Source organism: Nocardia veterana NBRC 100344, from assembly GCF_000308855.1.
In the GTDB taxonomy this organism is placed as follows: domain Bacteria; phylum Actinomycetota; class Actinomycetes; order Mycobacteriales; family Mycobacteriaceae; genus Nocardia; species Nocardia veterana.
Genome location: NZ_BAGM01000096.1, coordinates 181,912 through 200,388, shown reverse-complemented (window position 1 = coordinate 200,388; position 18,477 = coordinate 181,912). Strand labels below are relative to the sequence as shown.

The 18,477-nt window shown below is 68.1% G+C and carries 18 protein-coding genes and 1 other RNA gene; 13 read left to right on the top strand and 6 right to left on the bottom strand.

What is annotated here, in order from left to right:
* The 5 genes from ON37_RS18640 to ON37_RS18620 all read right to left on the bottom strand — a co-directional run.
* Positions 1-1,146, bottom strand: a 1,146-nt coding sequence (locus ON37_RS18640; protein ID WP_040720891.1) for an acyl-CoA dehydrogenase family protein, incomplete at its 3' end; no start/stop codon positions are given.
* Positions 1,147-1,191: 45 nt separating this feature from the next.
* Complete coding sequence (locus ON37_RS18635; protein WP_083893094.1) at positions 1,192-2,577, bottom strand: acyl-CoA dehydrogenase family protein; 1,386 nt, start codon at positions 2,575-2,577, stop codon at positions 1,192-1,194.
* A gap of 274 nt (positions 2,578-2,851) precedes the next feature.
* Positions 2,852-3,637 (bottom strand): histidinol-phosphatase, encoded by a 786-nt coding sequence (hisN, locus tag ON37_RS18630; protein ID WP_040720967.1) that lies wholly within the window; start codon positions 3,635-3,637, stop codon positions 2,852-2,854.
* A gap of 70 nt (positions 3,638-3,707) precedes the next feature.
* Positions 3,708-4,514 carry an SDR family oxidoreductase gene (locus tag ON37_RS18625; RefSeq protein WP_040720888.1) on the bottom strand — a complete coding sequence of 269 codons (807 nt, stop codon included), beginning with the start codon at positions 4,512-4,514 and terminating at the stop codon, positions 3,708-3,710.
* 177 nt (positions 4,515-4,691) lie between these two features.
* Complete coding sequence (locus tag ON37_RS18620) at positions 4,692-5,279, bottom strand: NADPH-dependent FMN reductase (RefSeq protein ID WP_040720887.1); 588 nt, start codon at positions 5,277-5,279, stop codon at positions 4,692-4,694.
* A 133-nt stretch (positions 5,280-5,412) separates the two neighbouring features.
* Here ON37_RS18620 and ON37_RS18615 point away from each other — a divergent pair, with 133 nt between their 5' ends.
* The 9 genes from ON37_RS18615 to ON37_RS18580 all read left to right on the top strand — a co-directional run bounded on the left by ON37_RS18615 (position 5,413) and on the right by ON37_RS18580 (position 13,085).
* Complete coding sequence (locus ON37_RS18615) at positions 5,413-6,270, top strand: helix-turn-helix domain-containing protein (protein ID WP_040720886.1); 858 nt, start codon at positions 5,413-5,415, stop codon at positions 6,268-6,270.
* A gap of 84 nt (positions 6,271-6,354) precedes the next feature.
* Entirely contained in the window at positions 6,355-7,467 is a 1,113-nt protein-coding gene (prfB, locus tag ON37_RS18610) for a peptide chain release factor 2 (RefSeq protein WP_040720885.1), read from the top strand.
* Positions 7,468-7,594: 127 nt separating this feature from the next.
* Entirely contained in the window at positions 7,595-8,449 is an 855-nt protein-coding gene (locus ON37_RS18605) for a mechanosensitive ion channel family protein (RefSeq protein ID WP_040720884.1), read from the top strand.
* Positions 8,436-8,594, top strand: a complete 159-nt coding sequence (locus ON37_RS34885; protein WP_487660042.1) for an Rv3103c transmembrane domain-containing protein — start codon at positions 8,436-8,438, stop codon at positions 8,592-8,594. Before ON37_RS18605 ends, ON37_RS34885 begins: the two co-directional genes overlap by 14 nt.
* 74 nt (positions 8,595-8,668) lie before the next feature.
* Positions 8,669-9,358: a cell division ATP-binding protein FtsE gene (gene ftsE / locus ON37_RS18600; protein ID WP_040720883.1), complete on the top strand. Its 690-nt coding sequence runs from the start codon at positions 8,669-8,671 to the stop codon at positions 9,356-9,358.
* Positions 9,358-10,263: a permease-like cell division protein FtsX gene (gene ftsX, locus ON37_RS18595; protein ID WP_040720882.1), complete on the top strand. Its 906-nt coding sequence runs from the start codon at positions 9,358-9,360 to the stop codon at positions 10,261-10,263. The genes ftsE and ftsX overlap by 1 nt, the downstream gene beginning before the upstream one ends.
* A gap of 90 nt (positions 10,264-10,353) precedes the next feature.
* The gene (gene recQ, locus ON37_RS18590) at positions 10,354-12,468 is read left to right on the top strand and encodes a DNA helicase RecQ (RefSeq protein WP_083893092.1); all 2,115 of its coding nucleotides are present in this window, start codon (positions 10,354-10,356) and stop codon (positions 12,466-12,468) included.
* A gap of 119 nt (positions 12,469-12,587) precedes the next feature.
* The gene (locus ON37_RS18585) at positions 12,588-12,833 is read left to right on the top strand and encodes an Rv3103c transmembrane domain-containing protein (protein ID WP_040720880.1); all 246 of its coding nucleotides are present in this window, start codon (positions 12,588-12,590) and stop codon (positions 12,831-12,833) included.
* Positions 12,834-12,848: 15 nt separating this feature from the next.
* On the top strand, positions 12,849-13,085 hold the full coding sequence (locus ON37_RS18580) for a WLR motif membrane protein (RefSeq protein ID WP_040720879.1): 237 nt from the start codon (positions 12,849-12,851) through the stop codon (positions 13,083-13,085).
* On the opposite strand, the gene ON37_RS18575 is transcribed toward ON37_RS18580, so the two are convergent.
* Positions 13,086-13,454, bottom strand: coding sequence for a hypothetical protein (locus ON37_RS18575; RefSeq protein WP_040720878.1), 369 nt, complete (start codon positions 13,452-13,454; stop codon positions 13,086-13,088). It lies immediately after the preceding gene.
* Positions 13,455-13,775: 321 nt separating this feature from the next.
* Between ON37_RS18575 and smpB the strand changes: the two genes are divergently transcribed.
* From smpB to ON37_RS31060, 4 genes are all read left to right on the top strand, one after another.
* Entirely contained in the window at positions 13,776-14,249 is a 474-nt protein-coding gene (smpB, locus tag ON37_RS18570; protein ID WP_040720876.1) for an SsrA-binding protein SmpB, read from the top strand.
* An 81-nt stretch (positions 14,250-14,330) separates the two neighbouring features.
* Positions 14,331-14,701: a transfer-messenger RNA gene (ssrA, locus tag ON37_RS31865) on the top strand.
* A gap of 117 nt (positions 14,702-14,818) precedes the next feature.
* Positions 14,819-15,898, top strand: a complete 1,080-nt coding sequence (locus ON37_RS18565; RefSeq protein ID WP_157171490.1) for a hypothetical protein — start codon at positions 14,819-14,821, stop codon at positions 15,896-15,898.
* Between the two features lie 208 nt (positions 15,899-16,106).
* A complete protein-coding gene (locus ON37_RS31060) occupies positions 16,107-18,452 on the top strand; it encodes an MDR family MFS transporter (RefSeq protein ID WP_157171489.1) in 2,346 nt (781 codons plus the stop codon).
* The last annotated feature ends 25 nt before the right edge of the window (positions 18,453-18,477 follow it).

The following is an 18,477-nucleotide window of genomic DNA, read 5'->3' as shown; positions in this document are numbered from 1 at the left end:
GGAGTCACGGCTCCACTTCTCCAGCAGGGTGCGCTCGGAGTAGCCGACGGCGCCGGCCAGTTCGACCGCCTTCAGCGTCACATCGGTGCCCATGCGGCCGGCCTTGGCCTTGGACATGGAGGCCTCGAGGCTGTTGGGCTTCTTGTTGTCGGCCATCCAGGCGGCCCGCAGCGACAGCAGGTAGGCGGCCTCCCAATCCGATTCCAGGCGAAGGAATTCCGCGGCGGCGGCGGACTGGTTGTTGGCGGGGATGTCGTAGGAGATCTCCACGCCGGACTCCTCGAGGATCTTGCGCAGTTCCTCGAGTGCGGCGCGGCCCACGCCGACCGCCATCGCGGCCACCAGCGGGCGGGTGTTGTCGAAGGTCTGCATGACCCCGGCAAAACCCTTCTCCACGTTGACTTCCGGGCTGCCGAGGATGTTGTCGGCCGGAATCCGGCAGTCCTCGAGCCGCAGTTCCGCGGTATCGGAGGCCTTGATGCCCAGCTTGTGCTCGAGCCGAGCGACGGTGAGGCCCTTGGCATCTCGCGGTACCACGAACGACTTGATCGCGGCGCGACCCTTCGACTTGTCGACCGTCGCCCAGACCACGATGTGGGTGGCGCGCGAGCCGGCGGTCACGAAGATCTTGGTGCCGTTGAGCACCCACTCGTCGCCGTCGAGCACCGCGGTGGTCGACACCGCGGCGGAGTCCGAACCGAACGAGGGCTCGGTGATGGCCATCGCGGCCCACACCTTGCCGAAACGCTCCAACTGCTCGTCGGTCGCGACCGCGGCGATGGCGGCGTTGCCCAGGCCCTGGTAGGGGATCGACAGCATCAAACCGACGTCGCCCCAGCAGGTTTCGAGGGCGTTCAGCAGGGCCGACATATTGCCGCCGTTGCTGTTGCCGAGCAGTTCGGTGGCGTGGCTGTCGCCGCCGGCCTCGCCCGACTTGGCCTTGCGGCCACCGGTGGCACCGGAGATGTCCTGGGTGCCGGAGTCGGCCAGGCCCTCCACCATGGCGGCCATGGTGTCGAGTTCGACCGGGTACTCGTGCTCGGCCAGGTCGTACTTGCGCGAAATCGGGCGGAAGATCTCCGCGGCGACCTGATGGGCCTGGTTGGCGCTGGCCCGCAGCTTCTTGGGGAGTTCGAGATTGATCATCGGAATGTCTCCATCAATAAAGTTCAGGGGTCGAGGAGACCCGGATCAGACCAGCACCACACCCTCGGCGACGCCGATGGCCCGCAGATCGCGGTACCAGCGCTCGACCGGGTGCTCCTTGGTGTAGCCGTGGCCGCCGAGCAGCTGCACACCGTCCAGGCCGATCTGCATGCCCTTGTCGGTGGCGAGCTTGCGCGCCAGCGCGGCCTCGCGGGCGAACGAGAGCCCCTGCTCCGCGCGTGACGCACCCCGCAGAGTCACGAGCCGCAGTCCGTCGAGTTCGATGGCGATATTGGCGACCATGAACGCCACCGCCTGCCGGTGCGCGATCGGCTCACCGAAGGCCTCCCGCTCCTTCACATACGGCTTGACGTAGTCCAGGACGGCCCGGCCGGTCCCGGCGGCCAGCGAGGCCCAGCCCAGACGGGCGAGCCGGACGGCGTCGGCGTATTCCTCGGCACGCTGGGCGGCGTCGCCGTCGCCCAGGACGGCCTCGGCCGGCACCGCGACGTTGTCCAGGATCAGCCGGCCCAGACCGGCGGCGCGCAGACCCATGCTCGGATCGGCCTCGATCACCACACCCGGGGTGTCCGACTCGACGATGAAAAGCGCGGGGCGCCCGTCGATTTCGGCGCCGACGATGAACAGCTCGGCATCGGCCGCGGCCGGCACCAGGCTCTTGACGCCGTTGATCCGGTAGCCGCTGGGGGACCGGGTCGCCTTGGTCTGCAGCGCGAACGGATCGAACAGCGCCCGCGGCTCGCTGATCACGACCGACGACTGCGGCACGTTCTCACCCGTGAAGGCGCCGAGATAGGTCTGCTGCTGGGCGTCCGAACCCCACTGCGACAGCGCGACAGCCACCCCCGACGGCGCCAGGATCGGCAGCGCCAGGCCCATATCACCGTGCGCGAGCGCCTCGGCCACCAGCGAATTGGTGACCGCGCCGCGCTCGGTCGCCGCACCCTCGAGCTCCTCGGGCACGTTGATCAGGGTGATCCCCAGCTCCGCGGCACGCTCCAGCAGATCCTTCGGCGCCTGAGCCGAACCGTCGGCCTCGTGGGCGGCCGGGCGCAGGATCTCCGCGGCGAATTCGCGGACCGTCTCGACGATCATCTGCTGCTCGTCGGTCGGGGTCAGATCGAAGTAGTCCTTGGTGCGGGACTCGTTGGCGGGCAAGCGCTTCGGCTTACCGCCACCGGAAACCTTGCCGAAGGCGCGGGTCGCGGCGCCGAGCGTGCGGAAGCCGGTCTTGGTGCCCTCGTAGGTGAGCCGTTCGATGGGCTTGCGCAAGTTGTACTTCTCGGCCAGCTCGGAACCGGTAATGGTCGTCATGACCCGCATGGCCGCGCCCATCCAGTCGCGCTTGACCGGGTTGAGGCCGACAGCGGAATCCGGACGTCGCTTCGTTGCGGAGTCTCGAGTACTCATAGTCACCAGTCTTCTCGGGTGGGGGTCGGGTGATCGGTCCCAGGATCTTACTTTCGAGTAAGTCTATCTTACTCCAGAGTAAGAACGCAGTCGAGAGGCTGCGGATATCACCGTGATCTCGATCCCATTCGGATCCCCGCAACCGCTCGGCGTAAACCCCGATCGGTGGCCGTTCGGCCCGGCGCGGACGTGCGCAGAACGACGAACGCCGCATCCGGCGGATGCGGCGTTCGCAGTCGAGGAGTTACCGGATCGGATCCCGGCGGGTACGCGGTCAGCCGCGCAGAGCGTTCAACACGGAATCGTGCAGCAGACCGTTGGTGGCCACAGCGCTGCCGTGGTGGGGGCCGGGGGCGCCGTCCAGGGCGGTGAAGCGGCCGCCCGCCTCGCGGACCAGCACATCGAGCGGCGCGAGGTCCCACAGGGAGACCTCCGGTTCGGTGGCGATGTCGACCGCGCCCTCGGCGAGCAGGCAGTAGCCGAAGAAGTCGCCGTAGCCGCGGGTCCGCCATACCTGATCGGTCAGCTCGATCAATTGATCACGCAAGCCCAGGTCGCGCCAGCCGGACAGGCTGGAGATGGCGAGACTGGCCGAATTCAGTCCACCCACCTCGGAGACCCGGATCGGCTTCGGCTCGCCGGACTCGAATCGGGTCCAGGCGCCCGCACCGGTCGCGGCCCACCAGCGCCGGCTCAGCGCGGGCGCGCTGACCACCCCGACCACCGGTACCCCGTCCTGCAGCAGGGCGATCAGACTGGCCCACACCGGGACGCCGCGCACGAAGTTCTTGGTGCCGTCGATCGGGTCGAGCACCCACTGCCGCCCGATGAATTCGGCGTCACCACCGAATTCCTCGCCGAGGACCGCGTCGTGCGGGCGGCGCTCGATGAGAATTTCCCGCAGCGAGCGCTCCACCGCCAGGTCCGCATCGGAGACCGGCGTCAGATCGGGCTTGCTGTCCACCTTCAGGTCGAGGGCGCCGAACCGCTCACGGGTGATCGCATCGGCCGCGTCGGCCAAGTGCAGGGCAAGTTCGAGATCGCTGGCAAGATCGCTCACACGGCAACCGTAATCGGCGGGCCCGGCCGGGACCATTCGTGGCCGCGCCGGCCCCCGCCGCGAACCGGGTCTACTGCTGCGGGCTCCACACCGCGGGCCAGTCCTTACCGCGGAAGGCGGCATCGATGCCGCCGTCGCAGAAGATCACCGAGCCCACGAAGAATCCGGCCTTGTCCGACAGCAGGAATGCCGCGAGTTCGGCGATCTCCTCGGGCCGCCCGGCGCGGCCGATCGGGGTCATGGCGAGGAACTGCTTCATACCCTCGCCGGTGAGCGCGTCCTTGCTGCCCTCCTGCGTCATCGGGGTGTCGATGATGCCGGGGGCGATGGCGTTGAGGCGGATGCCGTCGGCGATGTAGTCCGCGGATTTGGTGCGGGCATACCAGGCCAGCGCCGCCTTGGTCGCCGGGTAGGCCTGGATCGCAGCCAGGTCACCGAAGGATTCGGCGATGCCGCGGGCGCGTACCTCGTCCCCGGCCAGGCAGGCGTCGGCCAGTTCGACCGGCCACAGTGGTTGTGTCGTGGTCGAATTCGACGACACCAGGACCACCGACGCGTTCTCGGATTCCCGCAGCAGCGGCCGCAGGCCCTCCAAGACGGTGACGGCGCCGAAGTAGTTCACCGAGACCACCAGACCGCCCGGCCGCCCGGTCGCGGCCGCGATACCGGCGAAGGGCAGGAATCCGTCCAGCCGGCCCGCGCTGATCCGGGTGATCTCCGCGACCGCGTGCGCCCGCCCGTCGGGAGTGCCCAGATCGGCGGTGACCTCGGTATCGCGTAGGTCGACACCGATCACCCGGTGACCTTCCTTCTCCAGATGGGCGGCGACGGCCGCCCCGATCCCCGAGGCACTCCCGGTCACGGCGATGGTCCCCATCGACCCTCCTGTTTCGGCTGGATGAAACCACGAATCAGACATTCGGACCCGAGGCTAGTTGCCGCCGCGCCCCGCGGCCGCCGGCGTTCCACTGAGCGGGCAGTGGGGGCGGCCGCGGTGGGTCGGCGCGGACGGGCCGGGTGTGGGGCAGCTGGGCGGGTTCGCGTCGGCCGGTGCTCAGGCGGCGACCCGCGCGGCCGCCAAAGCCGATGCCCACCAGTGCAATTGGTCGAGCATGCCGGCGGCGGCCGCCTCGTGTTCGTCCGGAGCCGTCAACCGCCCCTCCGCGTCGAACAGCTGGTAGTAGCGCGGGAACGACACGTAGTCGCGGATGGTGTGCGCGTTGAGTTCGGCGAACACCTGCCGCAGGTGCGCGATGGCGTTGAGGCCGCCGCTCGCCCCGCTGTAGCCGACGAAACCGATGGCCTTGCGGTCCCATTGGGTGTAGTGCCAGTCGATGGCCGTCTTCACCGAGGCCGGGTAGCTGCTGTTGATATCCGGAGTGACCACGACGATCGCGTCGGCCGCGTCCAGCCGGGCGGTGAGGTCGAGCATGCCGGCCGGGCGGGTCGGATTCGGATCCATGCGCGGTGGAACGGCGGGCAGGGCGGTCGGCAGATCGGCCTCGGCCAGGTCGATCAGGTCGACCTCGAACGCGCCGTGCCGGCGAGCCTGATCGGCGAACCACTCACCGACCACCGGACCGAAGCGGCCCTCCCGGACGCTGGCCACGATGACGGCGAGACGCAATGTGCTGCTGGACATTTCGAAGCTCCTTCGTAGTCGCGATGTTCGCTGACCAGAACTCTGCCGGGTCGCAACGGTCCCAGGGAGTCCGCTGCGAGGGTGGTAGTGCGAGGGCCACCCTCCGCGCGGATCTCGCTGCTACCGTTTTTTCGTGAGCGATAACGAGCTGGGGTTGTTCCTGCGAACTCGGCGCGAAGCGGTCACCCCCGCCGCGGTGGGGCTGCCCGCGGGGCCGCGCCGGCGTACGCCCGGCCTGCGCCGGGCAGAACTGGCCACTCTCGCCGGGGTGAGCGTGGAATATCTGATTCGTCTCGAACAGGGCCGCGATCGGCACCCGTCCGCCGCGGTGCTGTCGGCGCTCGCGGACGCGTTGCGGCTGACCCCGAGCGAGCGGGTGCAGCTGCACCGCCTGGTCAAGGCGGCCGATCCGGGTTTCAGCTGCACCGGCGGCGCGCTGCCCAATCGTCGGGTACGGCCCGCCGTGCAGGCGATCCTGGATCGCCTGGCGCCCACGCCGGCGGCCGTGTTCAACCGGCTCGGTGAGGTGCTGAGCTGCACCGACGGCTATCGGGCGCTCGTCGCGGGTACCGGTCTGCTCGATGCCGGCTTGCCCGCCGGATATCCGCGCTGGCTGTTCACCGACCCCCGCGCCCGCACGGTGTACCCGGATTGGGAACACCGCGCCGACCTCGCGGTGGCCTCGCTCAAGGCCGGGCCGTTCCGGTCCGACCCGACCATCGCCGTACTGGCCGACGAGCTGGCCCTGCTGGCCGGCGCGGAGTTCACCCGCCGGGTCGCGGAAATCGCGGGCCTGCCCGACACCAGCGGCATCAGCCGGATGGACCATCCGGAGGCGGGCTCGCTGCGGTTGGCATACGAACGACTCGACCTGTCGGCCGACGACGACCAGTACATCCTGGTGCACGTGCCGGCCGACGACGCGACCGCGGCGGCGCTCGACGCGTTGGTCGGACGCCGTCCCGGCGGCCTGCGAGCCGTCTCCGGCTGAGCCGGCGCCCGCCGGGCCGGACCGCGCTCCGCGCCGCCTCGCCGCATTTCACCCACTACCGCGGGACCGGTAGATTGGACAACCGTGCATCCTGACGTTTCCGCTGATCTCGCCGAACTCGACACCACGTTGAAGACTGTCGAGTCGGTGCTGGACATCGACGAGCTGCGTCGTCGCATCGATGAACTCGAGCATCAGGCCGCGGACCCGGACCTGTGGAACAACCAGGAGCACGCGCAGCAGGTCACCAGCGAGCTCTCGCACGCCCAGGGCGAGCTGCGCCGGGTCACCGAACTGCGGCAGCGGCTCGACGATCTGCCGGTGCTCTACGAACTCGCCGAAGAGGAAGAGGGGGAGGCCCGCGCCGCGGCACTGGCCGACGCCGACGCGGAACGCGCCGCCCTGCACGCCGATGTCGAGGCGATGGAGGTCCGCACCCTGCTGTCGGGCGAGTACGACAAGCGCGAGGCGCTGGTCAACATCCGCTCCGGCGCGGGCGGTGTGGACGCCGCCGACTGGGCGCAGATGCTGATGCGCATGTACGTGCGCTGGGCGGAACGGCACAAATACCCGGTCGAGATCTACGACACCTCCTATGCGGAGGAGGCGGGCATCAAGAGCGCCACCTTCGCGGTGAAGGTCCCCTACGCCTACGGCACGCTCTCGGTCGAAATGGGCACCCACCGGCTGGTGCGGATCAGCCCGTTCGACAATCAGGGCCGCCGACAGACCTCCTTCGCCGAGGTCGAAGTGCTGCCGGTGGTCGAGGGCACCGACCACATCGAGGTTCCCGAATCGGAGATCCGGGTCGATGTGTATCGCTCGTCGGGGCCGGGCGGGCAGAGCGTCAACACCACCGACTCCGCGGTCCGGATCACCCATATCCCGACCGGCATCGTGGTGACCTGTCAGAACGAGAAGTCGCAGCTGCAGAACAAGATTTCGGCGATGCGCGTGCTGCAGGCCAAACTGTTGGAACGTAAACGGCAGGAGGAGCGCGCCGAGATGGATGCGCTCAAGACCACCGAGGGCGCGTCCTGGGGTAACCAGATGCGCTCCTATGTGCTGCACCCGTATCAGATGGTGAAGGATCTGCGCACCAACTTCGAGGTGAACAATCCCACCGCGGTTCTCGACGGGGATATCGACGGCTTCATCGAAGAGGGAATCCGCTGGCGGATGCGCCAGGACGGGTGAAAGCGGCCTATCACGGCACAATCACGGCTTATCGGTCGCGGTGCCACCGTAGTAGCCTGTCTGGCGTGTGTTCGGTCGGCAGAATGGCTTGTGTCGGTACGCGGTTGACACCGGAAGGGATTTGCCGATGACAACTCTCGCCGCCGGCACCGGCCCGGAATTCACCTCGTGGCTGCGGGGCAGCGGACTCGAGATCGTGCTGCTCGTCGTGGGCGCGATGCTGTTCAGCCGGTTCGCCACCTTCGTGCGTGATCGCATCACCCGGCGCATCGACGCCGGGTTCCAGAGCAGCGATTCGCTGGTGCGCACCGAGGCCGCCAAGCACCGGCACGCGCTGGCCCAGGTCATCACCTGGGTGGTGCTGTCCATCGTCTACTTCCTGGTCTCGCTGGAAGTCTTGCAGCGCTTGGGCTTTCAGCTCGGCGGACTGGTCGCCCCGGCCGCCGTGCTCGGTGCGGCGCTGGGTTTCGGCGCGCAGCGGATCGTGCAGGACCTGCTCGCGGGATTCTTCCTGATCACCGAGCGGCAGTACGGTTTCGGTGATGTGGTGCGCATCGCGGTGACCGGCCAATCCGAGCCGGCCGAGGGTACCGTGGAGGATGTCACGCTGCGGATCACCACGCTGCGCAATCCCGACGGCGAGGTGATCACGGTCCCCAACGGCCAGATCGTGAAAGTGACGAATCTGTCGAAGGATTGGGCCCGCGCGGCGATCGACGTACCGGTGCCGGCCACCGCCGACATCAACAAGGTGAACGAGATCCTGCACGATGTGGGCGCCAAGGCGTTTCAGGATCGCCGCCTGAAATCGCTACTGCTGGACGAACCTACGGTGATGGGGCTCGAGGATCTCACCGTCGACCAGATGAACATCCGCATGGTCGCCCGCACGCTTCCGGGTAAACAATTCGACGTCGGGCGCGAGCTGCGAGTGCGAGTCGCCGCGGCATTGCGCCGGGAGGGTTTGAGTGAAACCGCGTAAATCCACCGCGATCCTGCTCAGTGTGTGGGTCGCGACGTTCGTGCTGTATGTATTCGTGAAACCGGCCACACCGGATCATTCCGGATTTTCCAAGATCACGTATCCAGTTTCCGGTGTCGCGGCGACGACCGCGCCCGCGCGCTGACTTCTCTGTGACAAGTCGCATGCCGCGGTGTGGGTGGGAGTATGCCGTGACGTCGCTGGCTACACTGGCACCTCGTGATCACCCTGCGGAACGTCACCAAGTCGTATAAAACCTCGACGCGACCCGCGCTGGACAACGTGTCGGTCGAGGTCGGCAAGGGCGAGTTCGTCTTCATTATCGGACCGTCCGGGTCCGGTAAATCGACGTTCATGCAGCTGTTGCTGAAAGAGGTCAAACCGACCAGCGGCGAGGTGCACGTCGCCGATTTCCGGGTCGACCGCCTGCCGGGGCGCCGGGTGCCCAAGCTGCGCCAGCGCATCGGCTGCGTCTTCCAGGATTTCCGGTTGTTGCAGCAGAAGACCGTCGAGCAGAACGTGGCATTCGCACTCGAGGTGATCGGCAAGAATCGCAAATTCATCAATCGGGCGGTGCCGGAGGCGCTGGACCTGGTGGGTTTGTCCGGGAAGGCGGATCGGTTACCGACCGAGCTGTCCGGCGGTGAGCAGCAGCGGGTGGCGATCGCTCGCGCGTTCGTGAACCGGCCGCTGGTCCTGCTGGCCGACGAGCCCACCGGCAACCTCGACCCCGATACCAGTCAGGACATCATGACGTTGCTGGAACGCATCAACCGCACGGGCACCACGGTGCTGATGGCCACGCACGACAACCACATCGTCGACGCGATGCGTCGGCGGGTCGTCGAGCTCGACCGCGGCCGGCTGGTCCGCGACGAGGCCACCGGCGTATACGGGGTGGGCCGGTAATGCGCGCGAGCTTCCTGTTCGGCGAGGTCTTCAACGGCTTACGCCGCAACGTCACCATGACCGTCGCGATGATCCTCACCACCGCGGTCTCGCTGACCATGCTCGGCGGCGGCATGCTGGCCGTGCGGATGGCCGACAAGACCGAGCAGTACTTCCTGGACCGGCTCGAGGTGCGGTTGTACCTGACCGAGGACGTGTCGGCCAACGACCCGGACTGTTCGCAAGATCCCTGCAAAGCGCTGATGTCGGGGCTCAAGGCCGAACCCGGCGTGGAATCGGTGCAGTTCCTCAACCGTGAGGAGGCGGTGCGGGAGGCGAAGGAGAAGACCTTCAAGGACCAGCCCGAGCTGGCCAAATACGTGAGCGAATCACCGCTGCCGGCGTCGCTGCGGGTCAAGATGACCAATGCCGAGCAATATCCGCGCATCTTCAAGGACTTCCAGGGCAAACCCGGCGTCGGTTTCGTGCGCAACGACAAGGACATCGTCGACCGCCTGGTCAGCCTGTTCGACGGTCTGCGCAACGCGGCCTTCGGCCTGGCGGTCCTGCAGGCGCTGGCGGCACTGCTGCTGATCGCGAACATGGTGCAGATCGCGGCGTTCACCCGGCGCGAAGAGGTCGGCATCATGCGCCTGGTCGGCGCCACCCGCTGGTACACGCAGTTGCCGTTCCTGCTGGAAGCGGTCGTCGCGGCGCTGGCCGGTTCGGTTCTCGCGGTGATCGGCCTGATGATCGCCCGGCCGCTGGTCATCGACCGCGCGCTCGGCGACCTGTTCGCCTCCAAGGTCTTCCCGCGCATCACCGGGGACGACATCGCGGTGGTCGCGATGACCGTGGTGCCGGTGGGCATCGTCTTCGCCGCCCTGACGGCGTACGGAACGCTGCGCTACTACGTGCGCGAATGAGCGGTAGCGCCGGGCAGCGCGCGACGGTCGCGGACGGTACGGGTGCGGCTGTGGGGCGAAGGGTTCGGCTCGTCGGTGGCGGTCCGTAGGATGGCGGGCGTGAACCCACCGGAGACGCTCGAGACGGTCGACGCTTCCTCGCGTGCTGTGGAAACCGATGCGGCACAAGAGGTTTTGCAGCGAGTATTCGGATACGACAATTTCCGTGGGTTACAGCGCGAGATCGTCGACCAGGTGATTTCCGGTGGCGATGCACTGGTTCTGATGCCGACCGGCGGTGGAAAGTCGCTGTGTTACCAGATTCCGGCACTGGTGCGCCCGGGCGTCGGGGTGGTGATCTCGCCGCTCATCGCGCTCATGCAGGACCAGGTGGATGCGCTGACCGCGCTCGGGGTGCGGGCGGGGTTCCTCAACTCCACGCAGTACCCGGACGAGCGGCGCACGGTGGAGGCGCAGTTCGTCGCCGGCGAGCTGGATGTGCTGTACCTGGCGCCTGAGCGGTTGAAGCTGGCATCGACCGCGGAACTGCTCGACCGCGGCAAGGTGTCGGTTTTCGCGATCGATGAGGCGCACTGTGTCTCACAGTGGGGGCACGATTTCCGGCCCGACTATCTGGCGCTGTCGGTACTGCACGAGCGCTGGCCGGAGGTGCCGCGGATCGCGTTGACCGCGACTGCCACCGAGGCCACCCGCCGCGAGATCGCCGAACGTCTCGATCTCACGGGTGCGAAGCATTTCGTCGCGGGATTCGACCGGCCCAATATCCAGTACCGGATCGAACCGAAGAACCGCGCGGATCAGCAGTTGCTGTCCTTCATCCGCACCGAGCACCCCGGCGACGCCGGCATCGTCTACTGCCTGTCCCGCAATTCGGTCGAACGCACCGCGGAGTTCCTCTGCCGCAACGGCATCGAGGCCGTTCCCTACCACGCCGGGCTGGACGCGCGGACGCGTGCCACGAATCAGGCCAGGTTCCTGCGGGAGGACGGGCTGATCGTGGTCGCCACCATCGCCTTCGGGATGGGTATCGACAAACCCGATGTGCGGTTCGTCGCGCACCTGGATCTGCCGAAGTCGGTCGAGGGCTACTACCAGGAGACCGGCCGCGCCGGCCGCGACGGTCTGCCGTCGACCGCGTGGATGGTGTACGGCCTCAACGATGTCGTGCAGCAACGGAAGATGATCGATTCCTCCGAGGGCGACGCGGCTCATCGGCGGCAACTGCAACTCCACCTGGACGCCATGCTCGCCCTGTGCGAGACCGTGCAGTGTCGTCGGACCCAGTTGCTCAACTACTTCGGTCAGTCCGGCACCGACTGCGGAAACTGCGATACCTGCCTGAACCCCCCGGAATCGTGGGACGGCACGGTCGCCGCGCAGAAGGTGCTCTCGGCGGTCCTGCGGCTCGAACGCGAACGCGGCCAGCGGTTCGGCGCGGGGCACATCGTGGACATCCTGCTGGGTAAGTCGAATCCGAAAGTCTTGCAGCACAAGCACAACGAGCTGAAGGTCTTCGGTGTCGGCACGGATCTGCGCGACACCGAATGGCGTGGCGTGATTCGGCAACTGCTGGCCCAGGGCCTGCTCGCGGTGCACGGTGAATACGGGGTGCTGACGCTCACCGAGGCCAGCGCCGAGGTGTTGTTCGAACACCGCAAGGTGATGATGCGCCGCGAACCGGAACGCGTGAAACCACCGCGGGCCGCCAAGGCGAAGGCTTCCAGCGCGCCCGCCGTCGAGTTGGGTCCTGCCGCCCTGGACATGTTCGCACAGCTGCGCAGCTGGCGTGCCGCGGTCGCCAAGGAACAGGGCGTACCGGCCTATGTCGTGTTCCACGACGCGACGCTGCGCGAAATCGCCGGCCGCGCGCCCACCTCCCTCGCCGAACTCGGCGCGATCAGCGGAATCGGCGAGAACAAATTGGCGAAGTACGGCGAGGGTGTGCTCGAGGTCGTCGCGGGATCGACGCCGGCCGACCCGGGCGGGCAGTCGCAGACCGGTCCGGCGAGCGCGAGCGGCCGCGCGGGTGCCCGCGGATCGGCCGCACCCGGACGGCGATCTGCTGCCGGCCGTGAATCCGCATCGGCCGCTCTCGGGCAGGCTCGGCGCCCGGCGCCGCGGTCGCGGTTCGAGCCTGGAGAACCACCGCCCGGCTGGGATATCCCGGACCCGGACTTCGAACCCCCGCCGGACGAGGGTTACTGAGGAACACCTGCCGGGCCGGGCCCGGCGACACGCGGCGCGTCACCTCGACGTGGCGCGTAGGCGTGGCGACGACCACGACGGCGTTTACGCATCCCGTTACCCGGGGTACTTGTGTCGCCATGACCAACGGCCAGGACCCGGTGATGCAGAGCAACGGCCTGCCGGGACACCACGGCGTCGCGGCAGGCGCGGAGCCCGATCCGCTCCGGATCGACGTGCGCTCCGACGCAAAACCGGTGCGGCGGTTCCGTCGGCCCCGGCAGCTGCCCCGGCCACGAACCGGTATGCGACCCTCGACCGTGGCCTTGGTCATCGTGTGGATTGCCGTGTTGGGGCTGTATCTGGCGGTGCGGCCGGGCGGATAGCGGTAGCGTGCCGCTATGTCCCACGACCATCACGACGACCGCTCCGACCAGTCGTCCGATACGGGCCCCGGTGGTGACCCGCCGGACGCCGCCAAAGCCGGCCTCCGTCGCGGTATCGCGGATTCGGTGGAGGCCGGGTGGCTGCGACCGCGCGGGCGGCCGCTCGGCCGTCCGCGGGTATCGACGGTGGTACTGCTGATCGCCTGGATCGGATTGCTGATTCTGTATCTCGAGGTGCGGCCGGGAGGTTGATCAGCGCTCGGCGCCGACTCGCTCCCACATCATCGACTCGTGCCAGCCGTAGCGCTGAAAGGCCCAGTCCCGCACGGTCTTTGCGACCAGTTCGAAGGCGGGGGAGTGGGGTGTGCCCCACCGTGCGTTGTCGCGCACGCTGGCGCGGAACTGCATACCGGGGCTGCCGCCGCCGTATTCGACGATATAGCCACGACCGTCGTCGGGATCGATGCGCCGATCCATCTCGACACGTAGATACTGTTGGGCCGCAGGCGAACCCGGCCGTTCGACGACGAGCTCGGGTTCTCGATAGTCCAATTCGGCCAGGAGGGCGTGTAGTTGCGCATCGGTCGGGTCGTCGAGTACACGATCCGAGGCTGTGCTCACTCTGAATCTGGGTACCGTTGTCACACAACTATTTTGCGCGCCGCTGCCGCCGCGGGCACGGGAATCGGTTCCCGGCGATGGGGATGTCCGCATTCGTCCGCTGCGCGCGCCGGCTCGGGCCGTGGACGCGGGTGCGGTGGGGTGTGCCGTGCCGGCCGGAAGGCGGGCGATTCGGCGAGAACCGCGAGTGAGCCGGATCACGGCATGATCGGTCCCGGAATTTCGTTTTCCTTCTGTTCGGCTGCCGTGTAAACCGGACAGGTCCGGACAGGCACAATGAGGAGCGGCAGCCGGGCTGTGCGGAGTCGAGGAAAGGTGTTCATGAAGGAGAAGGGGCGCAAGGTCATCGCCACCAACCGCAAGGCGCGGCACAACTACACGATCCTCGACACCTACGAGGCGGGGATCGCGCTGGTCGGCACCGAGGTGAAGAGCCTGCGGGAGGGGAAGGCGTCGCTGGTGGACGCCTACGCCACCATCGACGACGGTGAGGTGTGGTTGCGCGGCCTGCACATTCCCGAGTACGGGCACGGCACCTGGACCAATCACGCCCCGCGCCGCACCCGCAAGCTGCTGTTGCACCGTCGTGAGATCGACAAGCTCACCGGTAAGACCAAGGAGAGCTCGCAGACCCTCGTCCCGCTGTCGATGTACTTCACCGATGGCAAGGTGAAGGTCGAACTGGCGCTCGCCAAGGGTAAGCAGGATTACGACAAGCGCCACGACCTGGCTCGTCGGACCGCCGAGCGGGAAGTGACCCGCGAACTCGGCCGCCGTGTGAAAGGGATGCGCTGACCGGCGGGAATGTCCGACGGCGAAGTGATGTTATTATGGGCAGCCCGGCCTACCAGCCGGGTGCTCAACTGAGTTGACTACGGGGCTGATCGGTTTCGACTGCGTACGTCGATTCAGGGGAAGCGTGTCGGTGCAGGCAGGAGACCACCGTAAGCGTCGCTGTAACCCAATAAGCGCCGATTCTCATCAGCGCGACTACGCTCTCGCTGCCTAAGCAGTAGAGCGTGTCTGTCAGTCCGGGTTTGCTCTCGGCCCGGGTACTGGCATCAGCTAGAGAGCTCTACCGTGCGGCTCGGTCGCGGAGTCGTACGGGACAACGAACAGCGACTGGGATCGTCATCTCGGCTTGTTCGCGTGACCGAGAGATCCGAGTAGAGACACAGCGAACTGCACACGGAGAAGCCCTGAAGAAGCGGCGGAGGACCCGGGTTCAATTCCCGGCAGCTCCACCACAGGCCCCTCACCTGAGCCCCAGGTGAGGGGCCTTTTTCCGGTCGGCCGAGGAGCGGCCACGCCCGCCTGAGCTCCAGCGGAGCGCCCTGATCCGCCACAGGGGTAGAACTGACAGTGTGACGCGGTATGCATACGAGCCGGGGGCCGGCGCGCTCGTCGCGAGCTGGGGGACCGGGCGGGGAGATATGGCGCGGACCATCGCCCGACTGCCGGAGGATATCGAGCCGGAGGTCGCGCTGGCGGCGGCGGCGGCCTTGACGAAACTGTCGGAGTATCAGTGGCGCACCTACACTCATCCGGCGTCGGCGGCGGGGGATCCGGAGGTGCCGAACAGTATCGCGTGGCACCGGGCGCAGGAGCGCAACCGGTTCGGCGAGGTGGAGGCGGCGGTACGGGAGCCGAACCTGCCGGACGAGGACGGGATGATGGCGGTGTCCTACAGCGTGATCGAGGAGGCGGCGCATCGTGTCGGCCGGGTGGCGCATCTGATCGGTGATACGGCGCTGGTGGAGCTCCTCGTCGCCGAGGTGCGCACCGAACAGGCGGCGATCGAGGCGGCCGAGCTGGGCGATCTGTCCGGGCGGGCCCGGCAGGCGGTCGAGCTGTCCCGGGCCGACATCTCGCCGGTGCAGGCGCACGCGGCCGACGCGCTGCTGTATGCCGACCCGCTCGCGACGATCGACCGGTTCACCGATATGGACCCCGCCGCTGCCGCGGTGGCCGCGGCGCGCTGGCTGTATCTCGCCGCCCAGGTCGCGGCCGAGGCGGCGGAGGTGCACCCGGTGCACGTGGTCGCGGAGGCGGACAATCTCGAGGCGCTCCAGGTGGAGACGCCCACCCTGGTACTGGAACGACTGTCCGCGGGCGAGAGCCCCACCGAGGTCGTGGTCGACCTGATCGCCGACGCTCTGGCCGCCGCCGAGGGCCGGGTGCGCAACCCGGCCCGGATCGTGGAGGCGGCCGAGGCGATCGAACGACGTATGCGCGGTGGTGAAATCGACGAGGACGGGCTCACCGCCCTCACCGACGAGTTCCGTATCTCGCGCCTCGACCCCGCCCGCCCGGCGGTCGACCTGCTGGAGGATCTGCTGGCCGCCATCCGCGGCTGCCTGCTGCTGTACTGCGAGGAGTACGGTTCCGGATTCGAGGATGCGGTGCGAGCCGAGGCCGACAACCGCGGCAGGCCCCTGCTGTGACCGGAAGGCCGGCGTGACCTGGTGGCGACGTTCTACGGCCGCCACTACGTCCCGCTGACCGCAGCGGGTGCGGTACCCAGCCCTTATGGATGGTATTTGTCCTGAACGAGCCCAGCAGCCGGTTCGCCCAGCCGCAGCGGGAGTCCTATGATCGGTCCGTCCGGTGGCCGATCGTGGTTCGCCGCAGGAACGAGCTCGGGGGGTTGGTGTGGACGCAGCACCTGGCACCATGCTGGCGGGGTACGCGATCGAAGGGGTGCTCGGGCGAGGCGGGATGGGATCGGTGTACCGGGCCCGGCATCCGCGGTTGCCGCGGGTGGTGGCGCTCAAGGTGCTGAACCAGGACGTGTCGGCGGATCCGGAACTCCGCGCGCGGTTCGACCGGGAGGCCGATATCGTTGCGCGACTGGATCATCCGGGGATCGTGGCGATCCACGACCGCGGGATCGAGAACGGGCAGCCGTGGTTGGCGATGCAGTATGTCGAGGGCATCGATACCAGCAAGCTGGATCCGGCGGCGGTCGGTGCGGAACGTGCCGTGCGGATCGTCGCCGAGGTCGCGGCGGCGCTCGATTACGCGCACAGTCGAGGTGTGCTGCACCGGGATGTGAAGCCGGCGAACATCCTGCTGGCGGCGACGCAGGCCGGCCGGGCGGAGCGCGCGGTGCTCACCGATTTCGGTATCGCCCGGCTGCTGAGTGCCAACACGCAGTTGACCTCGACCGGAACCTTCACCGCCACATTGGCTTACGCCTCGCCGGAGCAGCTCTCCGGTATGCCGATCGACCATCGATCGGATCAATATTCGCTGGCCTGCACGCTGTTCGCGTTGCTCACCGGGCGAGCTCCGTTCGCCGCGGCGGATCCGGGGCAGGTGGTCGCCGGACATCTGGCCCACCCGGTGCCACCGGTGCTTCGTCCGGACGTGCCGCCGCAACTGAATGCTGTCATCGCTCGGGCCACGGCGAAGAATCCGGCCGAACGGTTCACCAGCGCCGGAGAATTCGCGGCCGCGGCGCAGCAGGCGATATCCGGGCCCGCCTTCGCGGCGCCGCCGTATCCTCCTCCGCATCCGGTCCGGCACATGCCGCCACACCTGCCTCCCCACGCCCTGCACCATCCGGGATGGCCGGCTCCTCGGTCCGAGCTGCCGGTGCGCAATCCGTGGGCTGCGGCGTGGGCGATGGCGATCGGCTGCTTCGCCGTGCTGTTGACATCCGGCGCAGTGTCGGTGGGCCTGCCGTCGATCCAACACGACCTCGACGGCACATTCGCGGTCGGTCATTGGATATCCGACGCATACCTGCTGTGCGCTACGGTTCCGTTGCTGATCAGTGGACGCCTCGGCGACCGGTTCGGTCCCAGGACCATCTATCTCGTCGGTGTGGGGTTGTTCATGCTCGGGTCGGTGGCCGCGGCTGCGACGCCGACCTTGCCGATCTTGATCGCGAGCCGAATGGTGCAGGGATTGGGCGCTGCCTTGATCATTCCGCAGACCGTGGCGGTGATCGTCCGCCTCTTCCCGCCGGGCCGACGTGGCGCGGCTCTGGGTTTGCTGGGTGGCCTCGGCGGACTGGGCGTGCTGCTGGCGCCGCTCGTGGCCGCGGCACTGGTCGAAAGTTTCAGCTGGCGCTTGGTTTTCCTGCTCGCCGTGCCGCTCGGATTGGTCATGATCGTCTTGGCGGGCACGCTGGTGCCCGCGCTGCCGACCCAGCGCGCGGCGGCGAACCCGGTCGGCCTGTTGGTATCCGGCGGCGGAGTGTTGCTGATGGCGCTGAGCCTCGGGCAGGGGATCCAGCAGGGGTGGGCGATGTGGGGCCCGGTCCTGATCGCTGGTTCGGCCCTCCTGGGACTGTTCTTGTTCCTGCAGGCGCGCGCGGCCGCCCCGCTCGTCTCGAAAGCGGTACTGCGCGACCGCAACTGGTGGTTGGCGATCGTATCGACGTCGGCTTCGGCGGCTGCGGTGAACATGGTGTCGACCGTGATCGTGATCTCCCTGCAGATGGCGGAGCACATGGCCGTAGAGATGGTGGGCTGTGTGCTGGCGCCCGCGGCCGTGGTCACCGCCGTTTTCGCGCCGGTCTTCGGCACGGTGGCCGACCGCACGCACCCGGCCTTCTTCCCCGCGGTGGGATTCGGCACCGGGGCCGCGGCCGCGGTGGCAGCCGGATTCGCCGCCGGAGCGGAGGTGCCCAGCCCGGGTGCGGTCTTCGCCCTGATCGGCGCGGTCCTCGGATTCGCCTCGGCCTGCCTGTGCGGGCCGCTCGCTGCCTTCGCGACCGACGCCCTGGCCCCGGCGCAGCTCGGTACCGGCTCCGCCCTCTATTCGACGGCGGCCGGTCTCGGCACCGCGATCGGGGGGACCGCGAGCAGCGCCGTGTTCGCGGCGCATCCGATATCCTTCGACCCGCGACTCGGCGACGGACTGTACGACGCGCTGCGTGAAGTGGGATTGCTCGCCGGCGGGTTGTTCGTGCTCTGCGCACTCGCGGCAGGGTTCTTCACCCGGCCATCCGACCCGGCCGGACCCGCTCGTCCTCCGTTCCACCACTAGCTTCGGTGGCGGGCCCGCGCCGCGG

What these genes read in the sequence shown, in the direction of transcription:
- recQ (WP_083893092.1), top strand. Translation starts at nt 10,354, where the DNA reads ATGGCGGGCGTGAACCCACCGGAGACGCTCGAGACGGTCGACGCTTCC.
- ON37_RS18620 (WP_040720887.1), bottom strand. Translation starts at nt 5,279, where the DNA reads ATGTCCAGCAGCACATTGCGTCTCGCCGTCATCGTGGCCAGCGTCCGG.
- ON37_RS18605 (WP_040720884.1), top strand. Translation starts at nt 7,595, where the DNA reads ATGACAACTCTCGCCGCCGGCACCGGCCCGGAATTCACCTCGTGGCTG.
- ON37_RS18635 (WP_083893094.1), bottom strand. Translation starts at nt 2,577, where the DNA reads ATGAGTACTCGAGACTCCGCAACGAAGCGACGTCCGGATTCCGCTGTC.
- ON37_RS18585 (WP_040720880.1), top strand. Translation starts at nt 12,588, where the DNA reads ATGACCAACGGCCAGGACCCGGTGATGCAGAGCAACGGCCTGCCGGGA.
- ON37_RS18625 (WP_040720888.1), bottom strand. Translation starts at nt 4,514, where the DNA reads ATGGGGACCATCGCCGTGACCGGGAGTGCCTCGGGGATCGGGGCGGCC.
- ftsX (WP_040720882.1), top strand. Translation starts at nt 9,358, where the DNA reads ATGCGCGCGAGCTTCCTGTTCGGCGAGGTCTTCAACGGCTTACGCCGC.
- smpB (WP_040720876.1), top strand. Translation starts at nt 13,776, where the DNA reads ATGAAGGAGAAGGGGCGCAAGGTCATCGCCACCAACCGCAAGGCGCGG.
- ON37_RS18580 (WP_040720879.1), top strand. Translation starts at nt 12,849, where the DNA reads ATGTCCCACGACCATCACGACGACCGCTCCGACCAGTCGTCCGATACG.